General features: G+C 70.8%; 15 protein-coding genes. 12 read left to right on the top strand and 3 right to left on the bottom strand.

Annotation, left to right across the window (positions count from 1 at the left end; all coding sequences use genetic code 11):
• Together VJR25_RS01760 and VJR25_RS01755 are read right to left on the bottom strand one after the other, a co-directional pair.
• Positions 1–298, bottom strand: a 298-nt coding sequence (locus tag VJR25_RS01760; protein WP_324111893.1) for an NAD(P)-binding domain-containing protein, incomplete at its 3' end; no start/stop codon positions are given.
• A 146-nt stretch (positions 299–444) separates the two neighbouring features.
• The gene (locus VJR25_RS01755; protein ID WP_324111897.1) at positions 445–1,614 is read right to left on the bottom strand and encodes an ROK family transcriptional regulator; all 1,170 of its coding nucleotides are present in this window, start codon (positions 1,612–1,614) and stop codon (positions 445–447) included.
• 81 nt (positions 1,615–1,695) lie between these two features.
• On the opposite strand from VJR25_RS01755, the gene xylA reads away from it, so the two are divergent.
• The 8 genes from xylA to VJR25_RS01715 all read left to right on the top strand — a co-directional run bounded on the left by xylA (position 1,696) and on the right by VJR25_RS01715 (position 11,419).
• A complete protein-coding gene (xylA, locus tag VJR25_RS01750) occupies positions 1,696–2,892 on the top strand; it encodes a xylose isomerase (RefSeq protein WP_324111895.1) in 1,197 nt (398 codons plus the stop codon).
• A 142-nt stretch (positions 2,893–3,034) separates the two neighbouring features.
• Positions 3,035–4,420, top strand: a complete 1,386-nt coding sequence (gene xylB, locus VJR25_RS01745; protein ID WP_324111891.1) for a xylulokinase — start codon at positions 3,035–3,037, stop codon at positions 4,418–4,420.
• Between the two features lie 158 nt (positions 4,421–4,578).
• Positions 4,579–6,063, top strand: coding sequence for an MFS transporter (locus VJR25_RS01740; RefSeq protein WP_324111889.1), 1,485 nt, complete (start codon positions 4,579–4,581; stop codon positions 6,061–6,063).
• 20 nt (positions 6,064–6,083) lie between these two features.
• On the top strand, positions 6,084–7,682 hold the full coding sequence (locus VJR25_RS01735; RefSeq protein WP_324111887.1) for a GMC oxidoreductase: 1,599 nt from the start codon (positions 6,084–6,086) through the stop codon (positions 7,680–7,682).
• A 15-nt stretch (positions 7,683–7,697) separates the two neighbouring features.
• Positions 7,698–8,099, top strand: a complete 402-nt coding sequence (locus tag VJR25_RS01730; RefSeq protein ID WP_324111885.1) for a C-glycoside deglycosidase beta subunit domain-containing protein — start codon at positions 7,698–7,700, stop codon at positions 8,097–8,099.
• On the top strand, positions 8,096–9,019 hold the full coding sequence (locus VJR25_RS01725; protein ID WP_324111883.1) for a sugar phosphate isomerase/epimerase family protein: 924 nt from the start codon (positions 8,096–8,098) through the stop codon (positions 9,017–9,019). The genes VJR25_RS01730 and VJR25_RS01725 overlap by 4 nt, the downstream gene beginning before the upstream one ends.
• A 1-nt stretch (position 9,020) precedes the next feature.
• Entirely contained in the window at positions 9,021–10,517 is a 1,497-nt protein-coding gene (locus VJR25_RS01720; RefSeq protein ID WP_324111881.1) for a C-glycoside deglycosidase beta subunit domain-containing protein, read from the top strand.
• Positions 10,514–11,419 (top strand): alpha/beta hydrolase, encoded by a 906-nt coding sequence (locus tag VJR25_RS01715; RefSeq protein WP_324111879.1) that lies wholly within the window; start codon positions 10,514–10,516, stop codon positions 11,417–11,419. The genes VJR25_RS01720 and VJR25_RS01715 overlap by 4 nt, the downstream gene beginning before the upstream one ends.
• Positions 11,420–11,521: 102 nt before the next feature.
• Here VJR25_RS01715 and VJR25_RS01710 read toward each other — a convergent pair whose 3' ends face one another.
• A complete protein-coding gene (locus tag VJR25_RS01710) occupies positions 11,522–12,457 on the bottom strand; it encodes a LysR family transcriptional regulator (protein ID WP_324111877.1) in 936 nt (311 codons plus the stop codon).
• 244 nt (positions 12,458–12,701) lie between these two features.
• Here VJR25_RS01710 and VJR25_RS01705 point away from each other — a divergent pair, with 244 nt between their 5' ends.
• From VJR25_RS01705 to VJR25_RS01690, 4 genes are all read left to right on the top strand, one after another.
• Entirely contained in the window at positions 12,702–13,994 is a 1,293-nt protein-coding gene (locus VJR25_RS01705) for an ABC transporter substrate-binding protein (protein ID WP_324111874.1), read from the top strand.
• Positions 13,995–14,072: 78 nt separating this feature from the next.
• A complete protein-coding gene (locus VJR25_RS01700) occupies positions 14,073–15,014 on the top strand; it encodes a sugar ABC transporter permease (protein ID WP_324111872.1) in 942 nt (313 codons plus the stop codon).
• A 3-nt stretch (positions 15,015–15,017) separates the two neighbouring features.
• The gene (locus tag VJR25_RS01695; protein ID WP_324111870.1) at positions 15,018–15,860 is read left to right on the top strand and encodes a carbohydrate ABC transporter permease; all 843 of its coding nucleotides are present in this window, start codon (positions 15,018–15,020) and stop codon (positions 15,858–15,860) included.
• A gap of 7 nt (positions 15,861–15,867) precedes the next feature.
• On the top strand, positions 15,868–17,306 hold a 1,439-nt coding region (locus VJR25_RS01690), incomplete at its 3' end, for a family 43 glycosylhydrolase (protein ID WP_324111868.1).

The following is a 17,306-nucleotide window of genomic DNA, read 5'->3' as shown; positions in this document are numbered from 1 at the left end:
TGTCGCCCGGGGAGAACACGCGGACGAGTTCGTCGATGACGGCGTCGGTGCCGGCGCCGGCTTGCACCATGATGATCGCGGTGCGCGGCACGGTCAACGCGGCCGCGAACTCGTCGTAGGAGAACGTGCCCACGAACCCGGACTCCGGGTGCTCGACCAGCAGCGCATCGGTCCGCGCCCGGGACCGGTTCAGCACCGCGACCGTGTTCCCCTCACGAGACGCGAGATTCCGGGCCAGATTCGAACCCATCACGGCGAGGCCCACGACACCGACGTTCGCAGCACCAGAAGAAGTCATCAACAAGCCTTTCGACAGCCTTTCGGCGAGAGGGGGGAACCCGCCTGACCGTACGCGGGCCATGTTGCGATGCGGTCAGTGGAATGTTTCGGGCGGTTTACAGCGAGCATCCCGCCGGGGTGTGGAACCGTGACGACGAGGTTTCCTCACCGAGACTGTGCGGCGATCGCCTGCAGCGGCAGGCGCAGCAGATCGCGGAACGCGACTTCCGCGGCGCCGACGAGCTGCCGGTCCACCCCCAGCTGCGCCGGACGGATCTGCAGGCCCTCGCCGCTGGCCGGCATGCACTGGGCCTGCACCTGCGTGACGAGGTCGCCGGGAGCGAGGGCGCAGAGCGTGGCGAGGTATCCGCCGAGCACCACCGTCGACGGGTTCAGCACGTTGACGGCGTTGGCGAGGGCCGCGGCGAGGATGCGCGACTGCCGGGCGAGTTCCGCCGGGACGGCGGGATCGCCGGATGCCGCGATGGCCGCCGCGAGCTCCGGTTCGTCGATCCCCGCGAGGCCGAGCATCGTGAGCACCCGGTCGCGGTTCACCTCGTCCTCGAGCACGCCGCCGGGGCATCGGCGGTCGGCGGGATCGCCGATGCCGGGACGGTTCTGACCGAACTCGCCGGCGTATCCGGCCGCGCCTCCCACCGGCATCCCGTGCACGATGAGGCCGCCGCCGATACCGCTGGCGCCGTCGAGGTACACCACGTGGTCGATCCCGCGGGCGGCGCCGTACAGGTGCTCGGCCACGGCGCCGAGGCTCGCGTCGTTGTCGACGTGCGCGGGCAGGCCGGTGCGGCCGGCGACGAGGTCGCGCAGCGGCGCATCCCGCCAGCGCAGATGGGGGGCCTGCCGGACGAGACCGTCGGCGACGCGCACGAGACCGGGCACGGCCACGCCGATGCCCGCGATCCGGTGGCCGGCGAGCGCCTCCGCGCGCCAGGTGCGCACACGGTCGCCGATGACATCGGCGGCGGCCTCGGGAGAAAGGGGACCGTCGACGGGGATCCGTTCGCGCAGCGCGACCGACTGGTCCAGGCGCACCGCCGCGACGGTGATCGCGTCGACCTCGGTGTTGGCCGCCAGCGCGACCACGCGCGGGCTCACCGAGGCCATGGGGGAGGGCCGCCCGACGCGATTGGTCGGCTCCGGCGCGCCCTCGTCGACCAGCCCGAGCTCGGCGAGCTCGCCGACGAGGCTGGCCGTGGTCGAGCGGTTCAGCCCCGTGCGCTCGGTCAGGGTCGCTCGTGACTGCGGGCCGTCCCGGTGCAGGATCTGGAGCACACGGCCGAGATTCGACTCGCGTGCGCCGAGTGCAGCGTCCATCGTCACCCTCCACACTGTAGAAGTCCGATTATATGTTGTATGCTCCAACAAATGCCATTCGACGACGAACAGGATGCCCCCATGACCACCCCCACTCCCACGCGTGACGACAAGTTCACCTTCGGTCTCTGGACGATCGGCTACAACGGCGCCGACCCGTTCGGCGGACCGACCCGGCCCGCGCTCGACGTCGTGCACGTCGTCGAGAAGCTCGCCGAGCTCGGCGCCGCCGGTCTCACCTTCCACGACGACGACCTGTTCGCCTTCGGCTCGACCGACGCCGAGCGCCAGACCCAGATCGACCGGCTCAAGGGCGCGCTGGATGCCACCGGCCTCGTCGTGCCGATGGTCACCACCAACCTCTTCTCGGCGCCGGTGTTCAAGGACGGCGGCTTCACCTCCAACGACCGCGCGGTGCGCCGCTTCGCGCTGCGCAAGGTGCTGCGCAACCTCGACCTCGCCGTCGAGCTGGGCGCGACGACGTTCGTGATGTGGGGCGGGCGCGAGGGTGCCGAGTACGACAGCGCCAAGGACGTGCGCGCGGCCCTGGACCGCTACCGCGAGGCCGTGAACCTGCTCGGCCAGTACGTCACCGACAAGGGCTACGGCATCCGCTTCGCGATCGAGCCGAAGCCGAACGAGCCGCGCGGCGACATCCTGCTGCCCACCGTGGGACACGCGCTCGCCTTCATCGACACGCTGGAGCGGCCGGAGCTGGTCGGCCTCAACCCCGAGGTCGGGCATGAGCAGATGGCCGGACTCAACTTCGCCGCCGGCATCGCGCAGGCGCTCGACCGCGGCAAGCTGTTCCACATCGACCTCAACGGCCAGCGCGGCATCAAGTACGACCAGGACCTCGTGTTCGGGCACGGCGACCTGCACAACGCGTTCGCCCTCGTCGACCTGCTCGAGAACGGCGGCCCGGACGGCGGCCCGGCCTACGACGGCCCGCGCCACTTCGACTACAAGCCGTCCCGCACCGAGGACGAGACCGGCGTGTGGGACTCGGCCGCGGCGAACATGCGCATGTACCTGCTGCTCAAGGAGCGGGCCCGCGCGTTCCGCGCCGACCCCGAGGTGCAGGAGGCCCTGGCATCCGCCCGCGTCGCGGAGCTGCGCGAGCCGACCCTGAGCGCGGGGGAGTCGTACGACAACCTGCTCGCCGACCGCTCCGCCTACGAGGAGTTCGACCCCGCCGCCTACTTCGGCGCCCGCGGCTTCGGCTTCGTCCGCCTCCAGCAGCTGGCCGCCGAGCACCTCATGGGCGCCCGCGGCTGACCCGCCGACCCGCCGACCGGCACCCCCAACACCCCGAACCCCTCGTTGACTTGCCCTGGATGTACGCGACACGCCGCGCGTGCCGTACATCCAGGGCAAGTCAACGGGGGAGGAGACGCAACATGAAGCGAGAGGAAGCGCGATGACACTCGTCGCGGGGGTCGACTCGTCGACCCAGTCCTGCAAGGTCGTCGTGGTCGACCTGGCCACGGGCGAGATCGTCCGAACCGGGCGTGCGGCGCACCCCGCCGGCACCGAGGTCGACCCGGAGGCGTGGTGGGTCGCGCTGCAGGCGGCCATCGCGGATGCCGGCGGGCTCGACGACGTCGCGGCGGTCTCGATCGGCGGGCAGCAGCACGGGATGGTGGTGCTCGACGCGCAGGGACGGGTCATCCGGCCGGCGCTGCTGTGGAACGACACCCGCTCGGCGGAGGCCGCGGCCGCGCTCGTCGACGAGGTCGGCGCCGCGGAGTACGCGCGCCGCACGGGCGTCGTGCCGGTGGCATCCTTCACCGCGACGAAGCTGCGCTGGCTGCGGGATGCGGAACCGGCGCATGCCGCGCGGGTCGCCGCCGTCGCCCTGCCGCACGACTGGCTGACCTGGCGGCTGCGCGGCTTCGGCCCGGATGCTCCGCAGCTCGATGAGCTCGTCACCGACCGCTCGGACGCCTCCGGCACCGCCTACTGGGGTCCGGACGGCTACGACCACGAGTTGCTCACCCGCGCCCTCGGTCACGACGCCGTGCTGCCCCGGGTGCTCGAGCCGGCCGGCAGCGTGCGCGCAGGGAGTCTCGTGGTCGGCGCCGGGGCCGGGGACAACGCCGCCGCGGCGCTCGGACTCGACGCCCGGCCCGGGGACGTCGTCGTCTCGCTCGGCACCTCGGGCACGGTGTTCGCCGTGACGGATGCCCCGGTCGCCGACGCCTCCGGCACGGTCGCCGGGTTCGCGGATGCCGCCGGCGGCTCTCTTCCCCTCATCGCGACGCTCAACGCCGCGCGGGTGCTCGATGCCGTCGCGGGACTCCTCGACGTGACGCACGACGAGCTCGGCGCGCTCGCCCTGCTGGCGCCCCCGGGCTCCAGCGGCGTGGTGCTCGTCCCCTGGTTCGAAGGCGAGCGCACCCCGAACCTGCCCGATGCCCGGGCATCCGTGTCGGGGCTGTCGCTCGCGACGACGACCCGTCCTCACCTCGCCCGGGCGGCGATCGAGGGGATGCTGTGCTCCCTCGCGCTCGGGCTCGAAGCGATCCGCACTCTCGGCGTGCAGGCGCACCGCATCCGCCTCATCGGCGGTGCGGCGCAGAACCCGGCGGTCGCGCAGATCGCGGCGCAGGTGTTCGACGTGCCGGTGACCGTGCCGACGCCGGGCGAGTATGTGGCCCTCGGCGCGGCTCGTCAGGCCGCGTGGGCGCTGACCGGGGAACGACCGGACTGGGCCGTGCCCGTGGCGGCGACCCCGGCGGTCGACACGAGGCCGGAGATCCTCGAGGCGTACCGATCGGCCGCGGACGCCGCGGCCAGGTCGTAGCGGCGCGCGAGCGGGAGTCCGACCCACTTAGGTTGCTTTACGACTAAAGATCGCCTAGAATCGACATGACGTTGGGGTCCACGGACCCGTTCCTCACGTGACGACGCGTCGAGGGCACACCCCGTCGCGTCGACGGCCCGATCGATCGGGCAGATCGAATGCCGCTTTCGCCTCTGAGATTCCGACTCCTCGTCGTCTCGCTGCTGACCGTCTCCTTTCTGGGAGCCCTCGACAACACCGTCGTCACCACCGCGCTCGCGACCGTCGCCGGTCAGCTCGGCGCCCTCGAGCACATGAGCTGGATCGTCGTCGGGTACACGCTCGCGAGCACGGTGCTGCTGCCCGTGCTCGGCACGCTCGGCGACCGGGTCGGTCCGCGGGCCGTGTTCCTGGCATCCCTCACCACGTTCATCCTGTCGTCCGTCGCCTGCGGCTTCGCGCACGACTTCGCCTGGCTGATCGCCGCGCGCGTCGTGCAGGGGATGAGCTCCGCGGGGCTCCAGCTGATGTCCCAGACGATCATCGCCGTGGCGACGACCCCGCGACAGCGCCCCAAGTACCTGGCGATCATCGGCGCCGCCTTCCCGGTCGCGATCCTCATCGGGCCCGTGCTCGGCGGCCTCATCACCGACTACTGGGGATGGCCCTGGGTGTTCTGGGTGAACGCCCCCGTCGGCATCCTGGCACTCGCGCTCGCGGTCTTCGCGATCCCGCACGTGGCCCGCACCGTCCGGGGACGCTTCGACACCGCCGGCGCGGTGACCCTCACCATCGGGCTCGTCGCCCTCGTGCTCGCCGTCACGTGGATCGGAGCCGACGGCCCGGCGAGCGTGTCGGCCTTCGCGATCGCCGCGATCGGCCTCGCGGGGTTCCTGCTCGCCGAGATGCGCGCGGCCGAGCCCATCGTGCACCTGCGACTGTTCACGAACCGCACCATGGCCGTCGGCACGGCGATCTCCGCGATCGTCGGCGTCGGCCTCTTCTCGATCACGGCGTATCTGCCCACGTACTTCCAGATGGCGTACCGCACGAGCGCGACGATCTCCGGACTCGTGCCGATCGCGACGGTGTTCGGGATGCTCGTCGGCAACCTGACCAGCGGCTGGCTCGCGAGCCGCACCGGGCACTACCGCGTGTTCGCCCTCGTCGGCACGACGCTCGGCGCCGCCGGGCTGGGCGTCATGGCCGTGCTGCCGGTCGGGCTCGCGCTGTGGGTGCCGATGGCGGCGATGGCGGTCGTCGGCGTCGGAACCGGAGCGTTCATGAGCCTCATCGTCGCGGTGGTGCAGAGCGCCGCACCCGCCGCCGAGACCGGCTCGGTGACGGCGACCGTCAATCTCGTCCGTCAGGTCGGCTCCACCGTCGCGACCGCGGTCATCGGCGGTGTGGTCGGGGTCGGCGTCGCCGTCGCGCTGCCGCACGGGATGGATGCCGCAGCCCTCACCCCGTCGCTCGTGCACGCCGCCGCCCCGGCCGTGCAGGCGCAGATCGCCACGATCTACAGCGACGTGCTCGCCCCGATCTTCGGCGTGCTCGCGGTCGTCTACGTCGCCGGCATCGTCGCGTCCGTGCTGCTCCCGGCGGGGCGACTCGCCGACGCGCACGAGCCGTCACCCGCCCCCACCGAGTCCATCGCCGTCTGAGCGCGAGGAGAGGAAGCCCCATGCCCATGAACCCCACCATCGCCGTCGTCGGCAGCGGACCCATCGGCTCGGCGTACGCGCGCGTGCTGCTCGAGACGCTGCCCGAGGCCCGCGTGATCATGTTCGAAGCCGGCCCGCAGCTCACGCCGCGCGCCGGGGCGAGCGTGCGCAACATCGCGGACCCCGACGAGAAGGCCCGGGCGCGCGAGAAGTCGCAGGGGCCGCAGTCCGGAGCGTTCCGCGAGTCGCTCGGCATCCCCGCCGGAGCCGTCGTGGAAGGCATGTTCACCGCACGCCAGGGCACGTTCCTGCTCGACTTCGGCGGCGAGGGCTCCGCGCACGCGCCGACCTTCCCGGCCGCGGCCGGGGCGACGAACGTCGGGGGACAGGGCGCGCACTGGACCTGCGCCACCCCCGCTCCGGCATTCAGCGAGAAGGTCCCCTTCATCCCCGACGACGAGTGGGACGACCTCATCGCCGTGGCGCAGCACCTGCTGCACGTGCAGGGCGCGGCCTTCGCCGACTCGCCCATCGGGAACGCGATCCGGTCGCTGCTCGACGACGAGTTCGGCGCCGAACTGCCCGAGGGATACGGGGTGGGCACGCTCCCCGTCGCCGGCGACCCGCAGCCGGACGGCACCATGGTCTGGGCCGGCGCCGACGTCGTGCTCGGCCCGCTCATCGAGCCGGGCACGCCGGAGTCCGCGCGGTTCGAGCTGCGCGACCTCACCCTGGTGCGCCGGGTCGAGCACGAACAGGGCGTCGTCAGCGGCGTCACCGTCGAGGACCTCCGCAGCCACGAGACCGCGTTCGTGCCCGCCGACCTCGTCGTGGTCGCCGCGGACGCCTTCCGCTCGCCGCAGCTGCTCTGGGCATCCGGCATCCGCCCCGCCGCGCTCGGCCGCTACCTCACCGAGCATCACGTCGTCATCAGCACGGTCGCGCTCGACGGCGACCGCATGGGCGGACTCGTCGACGACGCGCAGCTCGCCGCCGAGCTCGCCCGCCGCGCGCAGCACGCCGCCGACCCTGTCGCGGCGGTCAACCGCATCCCGTTCTCGGAGCCCGACCACCCGTTCTCGCTGCAGGTGATGTACGCCGAGAACCCGCCGTTCCCGCTCGATCCGGCCCACCCGGCCGCCGGCAACAAGTGGGGCTACGTGAACATGGGCTACGGGGTGCGCAAGCTCCCGCGCGCCGAGGACGGCGTGCGCTTCGACGACGGCGAACTCGACTACGCCGGGTTCCCGAACATGACGATCGAGTACGCGCTGACGGATGCCGAGGACGCCGAGATCGCGGATGCCACCGCCCACCTGCGCCGGGCCGGCGCGGCTCTCGGCACCTTCGTCGCCGAGCCCCGGCTGCTGCCGAACGGGTCGAGCCTGCACTACATGGGCACGATGCGGATGGGCGCCGCCGACGACGGCACGTCGGTCGCGGACCCGTACTCGCGCGTGTGGGGCACCGAGAACCTCGTCGTCGGCGGGAACGCGCTGATCCCCACCGCGAACACCATGAACCCCACCCTGACCAGCGTCGCGCTCGCCGTGCGCGGTGCGCGCCGGGCCGCCGCCGACCTGACGGCCCGCGTCGCCGCCGGTGCGGCATCCCGCTGACCCGAAAGGACCGACATGCTCGAAGAACAGCTCATCCAAGCGGCCGGGTTCCGCAACATCGGCCCGCAGGACGCCCCCACCGGCTTCCAGCTGCGGGTGCGCAGCCCGTACTACCGGGGTCTCTGGGGCAGCCTCATCGAGAAGCCCACGGTGACCGTCGACGGCGAGGAGTTCGCCGGAGACGACATCCGCTGGACCCTGCCCACCGGCGACTACTCATTCGCGCAGCTGCAGGCATCCTCCGATGCCCGCTGGCCGATGGACGTCCCCGCCGTGCTCACCGTGCCGAAGGCCGGCGGACTTGCCCGCGGCATCCACGACGTCACCCTCGAGCTGCGGCTGCGCATGTCGTACATCCCCGAGGAGCTGCAGCCCTCGATCTGGACCGCGAACCGCACGGTGGTGATCGTCAAGTGAGCACGCAGGACCTGCCCTTCGGCCTCGGCGTCTCCCTGTACAGCTACACCGAGGACATCGGCGTGACGATGACCGTGGAGGACTGCATCGAGGATGTCGCGGACCTCGGCGCCACCGGCCTCGAGATCCTCGGCGAGGGGCACATCGCCGACTACCCGGACCCGCCCGCCGCCTGGATCGACGCGTGGTTCGCGCGCAACGAGCGCCTGGGCCTCACCCCGACCCTCTACGGATCGTGGATCGACACCCGGCGCTTCCCCGGGCGGGGCATGACCGCGCAGGAGGGGGCGGCGCAGCTCGAGCTCGACCTGCGACTGGCCTCCCGGCTCGGCTTCTCGTTCGTGCGCCCCAAGATCGGCGTGATCACCGGAGACCTGCAGGTCGACCCGATCTGGCAGGAGGCGGTCGAGCGCAATCTGGAGCTCGCCGGAGACCTCGGCATCGTCATCTGCCCCGAGATCCACTGGCCGACCGTGATCGCATCCCCGGTCGTCGAGGAATACCTGGAGTTCAAGCAGCGCACCGGCACCACGCAGTTCGGACTGCTCATCGACACCGGCGTCTTCGACGTGCAGCGGTACAGCCGCCGGGGCGGCAGCGCGTCGTTCCGGATGGGAGACGGCACGGCCCGCCCGCCGGAGGTGCCGTTCGTGCCCGTGGCGGACCTGGCCGAGGTGATGGAGCACACCGTCTACTTCCAGGCGAAGTTCTACGAGATCGACGACGACCTCGTCGACCACTACATCCCGTGGCGCGAGATCCTCGACGTCGCATTGGATGCCGGTTACACCGGGTGGTTCTCCAGCGAGTACGAGGGGCACCACGAGCCCTACCGCGCCGCCGACCAGCTGCGTCGCCAGCACGCCCTCATCCGATCCCTCGCCGCCGAGCGGACACCCGTGCCCGAGAACAGGACCTGACATGCCCAACGGACTCATCGACGACGCGAGCCTGCGCGTCCACCCGGAGGGCGCCGCGATCGCGCTCACCATCCCGTGGTACCGGAGCCTGTGGCTCTCGTCGGTCGGCACCATCCGCCTCACGATCGACGGCGTCGACGTGCCCGAAGCCGACCTCGCGTTCGAGCTCGACGGCACCCGCTACGCGATCGCCGACCTGCCGGCGCAGAGCGACGTGCTCTGGTACCTGCAGTCGCATCCGCTGCTCGTGGTGCGCCGCGATCCGGCGATCGTGCTCGGCGAGACGCACGACGTCGTCGTCCACGGCGAGCTGCGCCTGCCCTACATGCAGATCGCGCCCGGGCAGGACGGCGGCCGCGGCATGTACGTGCCGAACATCGTGCACCAGCAGCTGCTGCTGACCGCGACGGATCGGGATGCCCCGGTGCCGGTGCTCGAATCGGGAGTCGCGGCTCCGCCGCCGGTGACCGACGAGGACCCGTTCCGGCTCGGGCTGACCCTCTATTCGGCCAGCGCCGAGTTCCGTGCCGGATGGTACGACTTCGACGGGCTGCTCGACCGCGTCGCCGAGCTCGGCATCGGACCGGGCATCGAGATCGTCGCCTCGCAGGTCGTGCCGACCTACCCGGTCGTCTCCGACGAGTTCGCGCGCACCTGGCGCGACGCGTTCGACCGCCACGGGTTCGACGCGAGCTCGTTCGGCGCGAACCTCGACATGGGCCGCCGTCGCGACCGCGACATGACCCCGGACGAGGAGTTCGAGTTCAGCGAGCTGATGTTCCGCGGGGCCGCGAAGCTCGGCTTTCCGCTCGTGCGCATCCAGTCCGCCAAGCCCGAGCTGCTGCGGCGCCTGCTGCCGGTCGCCGAGCGGCTCGACCTGAAGCTCGCCTACGAGATCCACGCGCCGATGGGGCCGAACGCCGAGCCGATCCTGCGGGTGCGCGAGACGTATGCCGAGCTCGACTCGCCGCTGCTCGGCTTCGTCGCCGACTTCTCCTCGACCATGCGCGCCATGTCGCCGACCCTGCTGCGTGCCGTGCGCCGGGCCGGGCTCGACGACGAGGCGGTGGACCGCCTGCAGCAGATCTGGGCGACGGATGCCTCGATGCGTGAGCGGCAGGAGGAATTCATCGGCTACCTGCGCGGGCGCGACGTCGATCCCGGGCGGCTCGGCTCGTTCGCGCACCTCGCCTTCAACATGCACGGGCACGTCGACCCGCGCGAATGGGCGGACATCATGCCGCAGATCCTGCACGTGCACGCGAAGTTCTACGACATCGACGAGCACGGCCAGGAGCCCGCGATCGACTACCCGGAGCTGGTTCGGGTGTTCGTCGAGGGCGGCTACCGCGGTTACTGGTCGAGCGAGTGGGAGGGCCATGCGTTCGCCGAGCTCGGCGAGGTCGACCCCCTCGTGCTCGTGCGAAAGCAGCACGACCTGATCCGCCGCACGATGCGATCGCTCCAGCCCGCCCCGACACCTGGAGGAACCCCATGACCGAGACCGCCGACCTGCGCAGCATGCCGCTGCCCGAGGCCCTGCGCTGGCTGCGCGAGCACGGCGAGCCTGCCGACCCGCGCCCCGACATCGACACGGCATCGCTGCGGCGCCGGTTCCCGCGACTGGCCGGGGTGCAGACCCGCGACCTGGTCGTCGAGAGCCCGCACGGGCCCCAGCCCGCCCGCGTCTACCGGGATCCGGATGCCGCGCCCTCCGGACGCGCGCTCGTCTGGGTGCACGGCGGCGCCTTCATCGGCGGGTACCTGGACATGCCGGAGTCGAACTGGGTGGCGCTGGAGCTCGCGGCGCGCGGCATCCCCGTCTTCGCCGTCGACTACACGAAGTGCCTCGGGGACGTGCACCACCCGGTGCCGTCGCAGGACGTCATCGCGGCGTGGCGGCACGCCCGGGCGCACGCCGTCGAGCTGCTCGGCGTCGACGCCGACGCGCTGCACCTGGGCGGCGCGAGCGCCGGCGGGGCGCTCACGTCCGGTGTCACCGCACAGCTGCGGGATGCCGGCGCGGACGGACCGGCGGGACTCGTGCTCGTGTATCCGGTCGCGCATCCCGACGGGGGCAACCCGGGCGCGTTGCCCGACCCCGGCTCCATCCACGCGCAGATGTCCCTCAACTACGTGGGAACGCCCGAGGCGCTGCGCGACCCGCACGCGTTCGCGGGACTCGGCTCGGGTGACGGGTTCCCGCGCACGATCGTGGTCGTCTGCGAGCTCGACGGACTGCGACCCTCGGGCGAGGCGTTCGCCGAACTGCTTCGGGCATCCGGTGTCGACGTGACGCTTCGCCTCGAGCCCGATGCCGACCACGCGCACATCAACGAGCCGGCCGATCCGACCGCGCTGCCCACGGTCGAGGCGATCGCGGACTGGATCCGGGCGTGAGCTCGACTGCGTGACGTGCGGAGAATCCGCGCGCAGTCGGAGGGATCCGGGGGGCGGCATCCGACTCGCGGGCGATTCTCCAAGGTCGGCGCGGACCCGCGCTCAGACGTGCTCGCCGGCCTGCACGATGCGGCCGGCCTCGGCGAACAGCGCCCGCATCCACTCGTGCTCGGGGTCGTGCCCGTGCACGGGATGCCACCACAGCGCGTTGACCACCGGCGTCGGCGTGAAGGGCAGGCCGACGACGCGCACGCCGGCTGCGCGCTCGGCGAGCGGCACGAGTGCGGAGTGGATGATGCCCACGCGCTGCGTGCCCGCGATGAAGTGCGGGATCGCCAGGAAGCTCTCCACGATCACCTCGACGTTCGGCTCGATGCCGAGCTGCTGCACCTGACGCTCGGCGGAGGTGAACGCCGACCGGCTCTGGTAGTTCATCACCCACGGAAGGCTCGACATCTGCTCGCGCGAGAGCGCGTCGCCCACGGCGTCGTTCGAGTCGGCCACGATGGCGACCCACTCGTCCTGCCACACGTCGACGAAGGGGAGGTCGGTGAGGAACCCGTGCGGGATCACCATGCCGTCGACGGACCGCAGGCGATTGGCGGCATCCTCGACGACGGTCGGATTGTGCAGCAGGAACCGGAAGTGCACCCCCGGTGCGCGCTGTGCCGCGAGCTCTGAGACGACCCGGCCGATGGTGGTGAACCCGTAGTCCGAGCCGTAGATCGAGAACTCGCGCACCGACTCCGCCGGGTCCCAGCTCGCCTGGCTCTCGAAGACGCGTCGCGCCGCCTCCAGGGCGGTGGTCGTGTGGTCCGCCAGGCGCAGGGCGAGCGGCGTCAGTTCGTACGTGTTGCCGCGGCGGGCGAGGATCGGGTCGCCGAAGTGGGTGCGCAGTCGCGCGAGGGACGCGCTCAGAGCGGGCTGGCTGAGGTGCAGCCGCTCGGCGGCCCGGGTGACGCTGCGCTCGGTGAGCAGCGCATCGAGCGAGACGAGCAGGTTGAGATCGAGCCGGGACAGCAGCAGATGATCGGGCACTTCCGCATGATCCTTCGGTGGAGGCGGCGGGGTGCGTTCACTGTATCAGCCGGAGTGATACCGGTCGTCAGCCTGAAGGATGCGAGAAAGACCAGTTCAGAAGGACAATCCTTTGCCTCGCTCTGGGTTATGTCTCATATCGAGAAGACTTATGTGTGTTTCCGTCGCATGCTTGCAATACTGATGCCACAGCACGGCCCCTCGAATGGACGAGTCGCCGACAACGAAGTCAGAAAGGCTGGACATGACACAGCATCTCCGTTCGCGGATGCGGATCGGCCTGTTCGCCGCCCCGCTCGTCGCGGGGTCCCTCATCCTCGCCGGATGCTCCGGCAGCAGTGCGGCCAGCGGCCCCGAACCGCAGACCATCTCGTTCGCCTTCGGCGCCACCAACGACCAGGACAAGGCCGCGTACACCGCGCTCGCCACCGGATTCGAGAAGACGCACAAGGGTGTCACGGTGACGCCGCTGAACCTCCCGTCCGAGAGCTACCCGACAGCACTGGCCACCCGGGTTCAGGGCGGCAACGCCCCGGACACGTTCTACGCCGAGGGCGGCACCGGCCAGGCCCACTCGATCATCCCGTGGGCCAAGTCGGGTCTCGCGCTCGGCATCAGCGACCCGTCGGTGATCGACGCGCTGCCGGCCTCCCAGAAGAACCTCTGGGTCTACAACGGCAAGGCGTACGGCGTGCCGCTCGGCACCCAGGTGTACGGATCGATTTACAACGACGACCTCGCGAAGTCCGTCGGCGTGGACATCAACGCCTCCTCCACCCTCGACGACGTGCTCTCGGCCTGCTCGGTAGCCCGCTCGCACGGCAAGGCCGTCTACGCCCTCGCCGGCAGCCAGCCCGCCAACACCGGGTTCCTGGCCCTGACCCTCGCGGCCTCCACCGTGTACGGCTCGGATGCGAACTGGAACACGCAGCGGGCGGCGGGCAAGACAACGTTCGCGGGCACGCCCGGCTGGACGACGGCTCTGGAATCGATCAAGAAGATGTACGACGCGGGATGCTTCCAGGACGGCGCCACCAGCGCCGGCTTCGACGCCATCACCAACAACGCGTCGTCGGGCAAGGTGCTCGGCTTCTTCGCCCCCAGCGGCGCCGCCAAGGAGATCATGGATGCCGCAGGCGGTCACGTGAAGCTCGTGATCCTGCCCGTTCCGGCTCCTGCCGGCACGAAGACGTACCTGGCGGTCAGCGCCGACCAGTCCGTCGCCGCCAGCGCCAAGACGAAGAGCCCGAAGCTGGCCGCCGCGTTCCTGAAGTACATCCTCTCGCCCGCCGGGCAGGAGAACTACGCGAAGTCGGTCGGTGCCATCCCCGTGGGCGCCACGTCGTCCACGCCGCTGCTGCCGCAGTACCAGACCGTCAAGGACTACATCGTGTCCGGCACCGTGCGCGGCTACCCGTCGCTGGATTGGCCGAACCCGAAGGTGTACACCGATCTCGGCAGCGGGGTGCAGGGCATCCTCACCGGTCAGATGACCGTCAAGCAGGTGCTTCAGCAGATGGACTCCGACTGGGGTTGATCCACGCCCCCGGCGGCCGGCTCCCGAGCGAGCCGGCCGCCGCTCACGGATGACGGGAACGAATCGATGGTGACGCAGATGGTGACGCAGACCGAGGTGGTCACGACCGCCGGGGCACGCGGTCGGGACGCGAAGCGCGGGCCGCGCACGAAGTCGCACCACGTGAGGCTCGGCTCGTGGTGGTGGGCGCTGCCCGCCCTCGTGCTGATGCTGATCGTGATCTACGCATCGACGGTCGCGGGCGGGTTCTTCGCCTTCACCAACTGGTCGGGCGTCGGCGGCTTCGACTTCATCGGCATCCAGAACTTCGTCAAGATCTTCCAGACCCCCGAGCTCGTCGGGTCGCTGCGGAACACCCTGTTCCTCGCGTTTGGCTTCCTCGTGTTCACGAACGTCTTCGGGCTGCTGTTCGCGCTCGCGCTCAACCGGGGCCTGAAGTCCCGCTACATCCTGCGCACCCTCGTGTTCATGCCCGTCGTGGTGAGCCCGATCGCGGTGTCGTACATCTGGAAGTTCATCTTCGACTACAACGGCCCACTCAATCAGTTCCTCGTCGCGATCGGGCAGCCGAAGGTGAACTGGCTCGCCAGTCCCGGCCTCGCGCTCTGGTGCGTGCTGATCGTGATGGTGTGGCAGAACATCGGGTTCATCATGGTCACCTACCTCGCCGGGCTGGCGACGGTGCCGGTGGAGCTGGAGGAGGCCGCCGCCCTGGACGGCGCCGGGGTGTTCCGCCGCTTCCGCTACGTCGTGCTGCCGATGATCCAGCCCTCGGTCGCCATCGCGACCACCCTCACCCTGGTGCAGGGCCTGCGCGTGTTCGACCAGGTGGTCGCGCTCACCGCCGGCGGCCCGGCCGGCGCCACCCAGACCCTCGCCCTCGAGGTGTACCAGGAGGCGTTCACCTACCAGCAGTTCGGGTTCGGCGCCGCGCTCGCGCTCGTGCTCAGCCTGCTGATCCTGGTGTTCTCCATCGCACAGCAGTGGGCGACGCGCGATCGCTCCGAGAAGGAGGCGTGAGCCGTGTTCCGCTACACCAAGAAGACCCTCACCGTCGAGATCATCACGATCCTGGCGACGGCCGTGCTGCTGCTGCCCTTCTGGATCCTGCTCATGGGCTCGTTCAAGACCCTGCCCGAGATCACCAGCACCGCCGCCGTCGCGCCCCCGAAGCAGCCCACGATCGACAACTTCGTGCAGCTGCTGTCGCCGTCCTCGGACTCGTCCGGCAACATCTGGGGCGGCCTGCTGTGGAGCGTCGTGATCACCGCGGGCTGCATCGTTCTGCTCGTCGTGCTCGGCTCGCTCGCGGCCTACGCCCTGGCCCGCTCGACGAGCCGCTGGAGCCGGCGCGCGTTCTACCTGTTCCTCGTCGCGATCATCCTGCCGACGCAGCTCGGCACCCTGCCGCTGTACATCGGCGCGCGCAACGTGGGGCTCGTCGGCAATCCGTGGGGCATGATCCTCATCTACACCGGGATGCTGCTGCCGCTGTCGGTGTTCCTGTACGCCAACTTCTTCCGCAACCTCACCCTCGAGTACGAGGAGGCGGCCGTCATCGACGGCGCCAACCGGTACCAGGTGTTCTGGCGCATCGTGTTCCCGCTGATGTCGCCGGCCACCGGCACCGTGGCGATCCTCGCCGGGCTCATCGTCTGGAACGACTTCTTCACCGCGCTCATCTTCCTGAACGGCACCGCATTCCAGACTCTGCCGGTGGTGATGTACAGCTACGTCGGCTCCCTCGTGTCGCAGTGGAACCTGATCTTCGCCGTGGTGATCGTCTCGATGATCCCGATCCTCGCGTTCTACGCGTTCGCGCAGAGGCGCTTCATCCAGGGCTACGCCGGCGGACTCAAGGGCTGATCCGGGAATGAACGACACCGCGCGACCGGCCCCGGACCTGGGGGACGGCACCTTCCGCAACCCCGTGCTGCCGGGGGACAGGCCCGACCCGAGCGTGCTGCGGGTCGGCGACGAGTACTACCTGACGTACTCCTCGTTCGACGCGGCACCCGGCTTGACCATCTGGCGCTCGCCCGACCTCGTCAACTGGACGTTCGTCACGTGCGCCCTGGACAAGCCGCTCAGCACCGTGTTCGCACCCGACCTCGTCGAGCACGACGGCCGCTATTTCATCTATATCCCGTTCATCCCGAGCGGCTGGTCGGATGCCGTCGACGACGCCCAGGTGTGGGTCATCCACGCCGATCACCCCGCCGGGCCGTGGAGCGAGCCGGTGTACACCGGGATCTCCGGGGCGATCGACCCCGGGCATGTCGTCGGCGAAGACGGCGAGCGATACCTGTTCGTCAACGGCATCCGCCGCTGCCGGCTGGATGCCGCAGGCCTGCGCGCCGTCACCGAGCTGGAGCCCGCCTACGACGGCTGGCGCTATCCGGACGAGTGGATCACCGAGGCGTACGCCCTCGAGGGCCCGAAGCTCTTCCGCCGCGGCGACTGGTTCTACCTCGTCAGCGCGGTCGGCGGCACCGGGGGACCCGCGACCGGGCACATGGTGATCGTCGCGCGTTCGCGCTCGGTGCTGGGGCCGTGGGAGAACGCGCCCGGCAACCCCATCGCCCGCACGTGGTCCGCGGACGAGGACTGGTGGTCCCGCGGACACGCGACGATCCTGCAGGGTCCCGGGGATGCCTGGTTCATGGTGTCGCACGGCTACCGCAACGGCTACCGCACGCTCGGCCGCCAGGCCCTGCTCGAGCCGATCGAATGGACCGAGGACGACTGGCCGACCGCGCCCGCACGCGACCTCGGGGCGCCGCAGCGGATGCCGCGCACCGGCACGCAGCCCGCCGCGGTGCCGGCGCCGTCCGACGATTTCACCGCCCCCGCGTGGGGCGAGCGCTGGGTGTTCGACAACCCGGGGCGTGACGAGACGGCCCGGGCCTGCTTCGACGACGGTCTCGCGCTGCGCGGCAAGGGCTCCGGCCCCGCCGACTCGTCGCCGCTGACCGCGTGGGCGATGGACGAGTCGTACGAGGTGGAGGTCGAACTCGAGGTGCCGGAAGCCGCGCAGGCCGCATCCGCGCAGGGCGGGCTGCTGCTGTACTTCAACGACCGGATGTTCTTCGGGATGGGCTGGGACGGCGGTTCGATGCACAGCTATGCGGGCGGCATCCGCACGCACTGGCGGGAGCCCGCCGAGCCGGGGACCGTCATCGGGCTGCGTCTGCGCAACGACCGGCACATCGTCACCGGATGGCACCGGGCCGTGGACGGCGACTGGGTGCGCCACGGCGTGCGCTACGACGTGGCGGGCGCCCACTCCGCGACCATGAACGATCTGAAGAG

The organism is Microbacterium sp. (assembly GCF_035277845.1).
In the GTDB taxonomy this organism is placed as follows: domain Bacteria; phylum Actinomycetota; class Actinomycetes; order Actinomycetales; family Microbacteriaceae; genus Microbacterium.
Note: the sequence above shows the minus strand (reverse complement) of the source record. Positions and strands in the feature narration are given on the sequence as shown.